The organism is Marivita sp. (assembly GCF_022763305.1).
Lineage (GTDB): Bacteria > Pseudomonadota > Alphaproteobacteria > Rhodobacterales > Rhodobacteraceae > Marivita.
Genome location: NZ_JALEGT010000059.1, coordinates 1 through 4,117, shown reverse-complemented (window position 1 = coordinate 4,117; position 4,117 = coordinate 1). Strand labels below are relative to the sequence as shown.

5 protein-coding genes and 1 pseudogene are annotated in these 4,117 nt (G+C 61.0%); all 6 read right to left on the bottom strand.

What is annotated here, in order from left to right; translation table 11 throughout:
• Positions 1 to 182 (bottom strand): twin-arginine translocation signal domain-containing protein (locus MRY75_RS12055; RefSeq protein WP_292308105.1); only part of this gene is annotated, 182 nt, incomplete at its 3' end.
• Between the two features lies 1 nt (position 183).
• Positions 184 to 639 (bottom strand): (2Fe-2S)-binding protein, encoded by a 456-nt coding sequence (locus MRY75_RS12050; RefSeq protein ID WP_292308103.1) that lies wholly within the window; start codon positions 637 to 639, stop codon positions 184 to 186.
• A 146-nt stretch (positions 640 to 785) separates the two neighbouring features.
• The gene (locus tag MRY75_RS12045; RefSeq protein ID WP_292308101.1) at positions 786 to 1,787 is read right to left on the bottom strand and encodes an AraC family transcriptional regulator; all 1,002 of its coding nucleotides are present in this window, start codon (positions 1,785 to 1,787) and stop codon (positions 786 to 788) included.
• A gap of 268 nt (positions 1,788 to 2,055) precedes the next feature.
• Positions 2,056 to 2,919, bottom strand: coding sequence for a nucleotidyl transferase AbiEii/AbiGii toxin family protein (locus tag MRY75_RS12040; protein ID WP_292308099.1), 864 nt, complete (start codon positions 2,917 to 2,919; stop codon positions 2,056 to 2,058).
• Complete coding sequence (locus MRY75_RS12035; protein ID WP_292308097.1) at positions 2,916 to 3,743, bottom strand: type IV toxin-antitoxin system AbiEi family antitoxin; 828 nt, start codon at positions 3,741 to 3,743, stop codon at positions 2,916 to 2,918. The genes MRY75_RS12040 and MRY75_RS12035 overlap by 4 nt, the downstream gene beginning before the upstream one ends.
• 107 nt (positions 3,744 to 3,850) lie before the next feature.
• Positions 3,851 to 4,021, bottom strand: a pseudogene (locus tag MRY75_RS12030) (SMC-Scp complex subunit ScpB); the annotation flags it as partial.
• Positions 4,022 to 4,117: the final 96 nt, after the last annotated feature.

Below are 4,117 nucleotides of genomic sequence, written 5' to 3'. Positions count from 1 at the left end.
CGGTTGTCCGGCGTGATGTGAACGAAAGGCGTGGCCAATGCCCCGGGCGCGGTGTTAGCGAGGCCCCTCTGGGGGATGACGGTGCCGATGAGCAGCCCGCCCAAAGCCCCTGCGGATAGCTTGAGAAAGGTGCGGCGCGTGGTCTGCGGCGTTGGGAGTTTCGCATCGAGATAGTGCAACATCTCAGGCCTCCATGATTTCGGCGGCGCGGTGAATTGCGCGGCGGATGCGGGCATAAGTGGAGCAGCGGCAGAGATTGCCCTCCATGGCCGCATCAATATCCTCGTCGCTGGGCTTGGGCGTTTCCGTCAAAAGTGCTGAGGCCGACATGATTTGACCGGACTGGCAATATCCGCATTGCGGCACCTGCAACTCGATCCAAGCAGCCTGAACCGCCTTGGCCGCAGGCGTGTCGATCGCCTCAATTGTGGTCACGTCAGCACCTTCGAGATCTCCAATCAACGCCTGGCAAGACCGCGTGGGTTGTCCGTTGATGTGCACGGTACAGGCCCCACATGACGCGACACCGCATCCAAATTTGGTGCCTGTCATCTTGAGTTCGTCGCGGAGGACCCACAGCAGCGGCATGTCTGGATTCGCGTCAATCTCGCGCGGCTCTCCGTTTATCGTGAGTTGCATGTAGCTCTCCGGTCAGCTGTAATCGTCGCGTCACACCGCGTTTACAAATGGTAACATAGATTGGTGTTCGAAGACGATATTCATTTGTGGTCAGATGCAGACAATTCTGGTCACGCGTTTGGGTCAGGTTCTCGCGCCTGGCTTGCTCAAGTCGCCGAATTTCGGACTTCGCTGCGCGTTCGGCCCGTCCATTTCCGGAACGCCCGCTGGAACGCATTCGGATCGCGATAGCCCACGAGGTGTGCGATTTGCTGGTTGTTCAGGTTGCTCTTGACCAGATAGCGGATCGCCAGCTCTTTTCGGGTTTCGTCCAGCAGCGACTGGAACGTCATCCCTTCGTCGTCCAGGCGCCTCAGAAGCGTGCTTCGGCTGATTTTCAGGCGCTCGCACACATGGGCGATCGTGGGTTCGGTGATCAAGAACGCCTCCAGCATCGTCGCGCGAACCCGGTCCGACAGGGGCAAGCCCTTGGACTGGATCATGGCCTGGCTCTGAAGGTCCGCTTCGGTGGCTTCCCAAAGCTCGGGATTGTCCGAGACGAAGGGCGCACGCGCATCGGCGCGGGTATAGGTCAGCGTGGCGTCGCCATGCCGCGGGACCTGCCCGAAGGTCTCCTCCAGACGCTCGCGTTCGTCCTGCGGCAGCGGCAGGCAAACCCGCATCGGGCGGACTGCATGACGCGCCAGCGCATTGGCTTGCGCGTGCAGGTAGATGATCTGTGGGCTGCTGAATGTTCCGGGCAAAGGCACGGTGGCGACGTCCGGGGCCACGCGCACGGTGAACTCGGACGCACTGCGCGACACGACGAATTGCATCGGCCCAAACAGGGTTTTGAATTGTGCCATGCGCCCGATGCCAGTCTCGAAATCCGGAGCGGTGGAAAGCGCAAAAAGAACCGGGATCGCCGGGCCGCCCGCCATCCGCAATCCAAGAAGCTTCGAGACGTCCTGCTGCCGCGAGACGTTCATCATGGCGTTCCAGAGGCGCAGATACTCCTCGGCAGAAACCAGAAAGGCCCGGTCGTTGCGGTCGGTCGCAACGATCCCCGCACGGCTCAGAACCTCGTCCCAACTGAGCCCGAGCATCCCGCAGATCGGGCCCGACAGAACGGCGGATGTGTAGATCGGGGATCGCTCAAGCGACTGCATGCAAGGGGGCCTTTCGCGCGGGAATACCGCTCATTGCACTAGTCCGCTGATTCAGTCAATTTGAGGGTAAAGTTTGATGAGTTTGGTTCTGGCGTCTTCAGTTGTGAAGGGCTCAGCCTGAGCGGCCAAGGGGCGTCACGCTTTGCCGACCAGTGCCCAATTTGGGTGAAAAATAGAGGTGCCCTCCATCAGGTTCATGTCAACCTCCGCGACTCGGAGAGCGGCGCGGCGGGACGATCTTCGATGATACGGTTGCGAGTGTCGGCGCTTACCAGTCTATCCCCAATCTCTCTTTGGCCTCCGTCGTCCTCGCCCATGGGTCCCCAGGGATCTCACCAATTAACTTTTCGAAGATGTCTCGAACGGCGTGCCCGGTCGCATCGTCGTTGATGCGCGCGGCCGAGTCCGCGGACAACAACGGTCGCAGATCCATCAGAAGGTTGCCCCTCGCGAGTTTCGCGAGCATCCGCTCCTCGGCCTGTGCGCGTGAGATCGGCGTGTCGCCGTCAGCGAGGTATTGTGTGAACAGCTCGACGACGCGTGCGCAATCGAGGCCGCCGAAAACTTCGAGCCCATGCGCCAGATCGTACAGGTCCCTGCCCTTGTCCCTTTGAAGGAGCGCGCGCAATTTGGTCGCCAGCATCTCCTCGTTTGAGAAGGTCGGTATCGTCGAAGTGCCCGAGAACCAGGGGTTCTCGACGGCGAACGGCGCCATCAGGACGGGGTCGTAGCCATTGACCTCACGCGTGTTGATTTCCAGCTTCAGGCGGATTGGGTGTTCGCCGCCATCCTCCGCCCGGACCCGGAAGCGGAATTTTGGGGCTACCTGGCTCTGCTCGAAGCGGGCGGGACCGAGCCACGGCTCGAGGCGTTCTCGCAACCTGTCCAGGATCGGACCGATCGGCCCTGCCGAGGTGCGGACAAGATCGATGTCCTCCGAGTAGCGGAGCGGCTCCGGGAAGTGCAATTTGTTGAGGGCGGTTCCACCCCTGAATCGGAGCTCCGATGCGAGGAACGGATCGCCGAATATCTCCACGAGGGCGCGCGAGATGATCAGGTCTTGCTCGACCTGCCGCTGCTCTGCCCAAGGCGCCGTCTGGCTCCATTCGACTATGTTCTGGGCCGGAATCATTCATCTACCTCAGGATGTCTTCGTACGACGACCCGCCATCTCTGATCCCGTTCGACCGGATCAGGCGCGAAGAGGGGGTCCCTTGCCTCTGCCCGATCAAGCTCCGTCCATGGCGGGTTGCCGCGCGACATCAGCATCTCGTGCATCTTCCGCGCAGTGCTGCGGCGATCGAGGATGTCCAGCATATAGCCCAGGCGCTGCACGACGGGTTTCTCGAAACGGAGGGAGAGGAATGCGAGTTGATCGCTGTCGATCTTGGGGCCGAGGTCGGCGAGGACGGTGGCAACGTTGTCGATGCCCGCCGACGCCTTGCCGTAGCGCACGAGGTCGAGCGCGGTCAGCGCGGGGGATGAGACCTTCATCCGTCCGGTATCCGTCTTGACCTCTTCGATCGCATCAGCGATCGAGGCCATCTCCTTCCGGTAGTAGAAGACGATGAGGTTGCGTCCGGCACGAATCCTGGGCATGCGCTTGCTGGTCAAGACCTGGAATTCCATGACGGCTTGGTGGGTCGCGCCGTGCAACTCCGCGGCCTTGAGGAGACCGACGTAGTAGGGTTGCTGCTCCTGCCGCATGAGCGGGTCGATGTACCAGGATGGGGGCGGCGCCCCCCAGGAGGCGAATTGCGGCGGGACGACGACATAGAACCCCTTGCGCGGACTGATCAGCAGGCCACGCTTCTGGAGACGCTGAGCAGCGTCCAGGAACGCTCCGCGGTTTGTGTCAAGGGCCTCGACGGCCTCCTCCGCATCGAAGACGATCCGGCCCTTCGACTGAAGCTCCTTCACATATTCGGCGAGCGTCGTGCGCCTCTCATTATTCATGTACGTAAATCCGCGATTATCACGGACTAAGCTACATGATGTTTCCCTGGGAGCCAAGTCGTGGAGAAACATCCGCTTTTCTTACGGCTTCACTTACATGAAACCTCTCAGAACCTGTCCGAAACACCGTCTATCGTTCCAGCCGCGCCCACAAGCTCTAACTCCGGCAGGTCGCGAAGGCTCTGCAAATCGAACGTCACCAGAAACGTCTCCGTCGTCACGAAGGTATGCGGCGCACCGGGCCGCGGCGAGCGCGGTCCGCTGGCGATCAGGTCCTTATACCAAGGGCGGCGGTCATTGATCCACTTTTGCCCAATCTCTGGTCCCGATTGACGTGATGACATCCGGGAGGGTGATCAGGTTGTTCCAGGCTT

What these genes read in the sequence shown, in the direction of transcription:
- MRY75_RS12035 (WP_292308097.1), bottom strand. Translation starts at nt 3,743, where the DNA reads ATGAATAATGAGAGGCGCACGACGCTCGCCGAATATGTGAAGGAGCTT.
- MRY75_RS12050 (WP_292308103.1), bottom strand. Translation starts at nt 639, where the DNA reads ATGCAACTCACGATAAACGGAGAGCCGCGCGAGATTGACGCGAATCCA.
- MRY75_RS12040 (WP_292308099.1), bottom strand. Translation starts at nt 2,919, where the DNA reads ATGATTCCGGCCCAGAACATAGTCGAATGGAGCCAGACGGCGCCTTGG.
- MRY75_RS12045 (WP_292308101.1), bottom strand. Translation starts at nt 1,787, where the DNA reads ATGCAGTCGCTTGAGCGATCCCCGATCTACACATCCGCCGTTCTGTCG.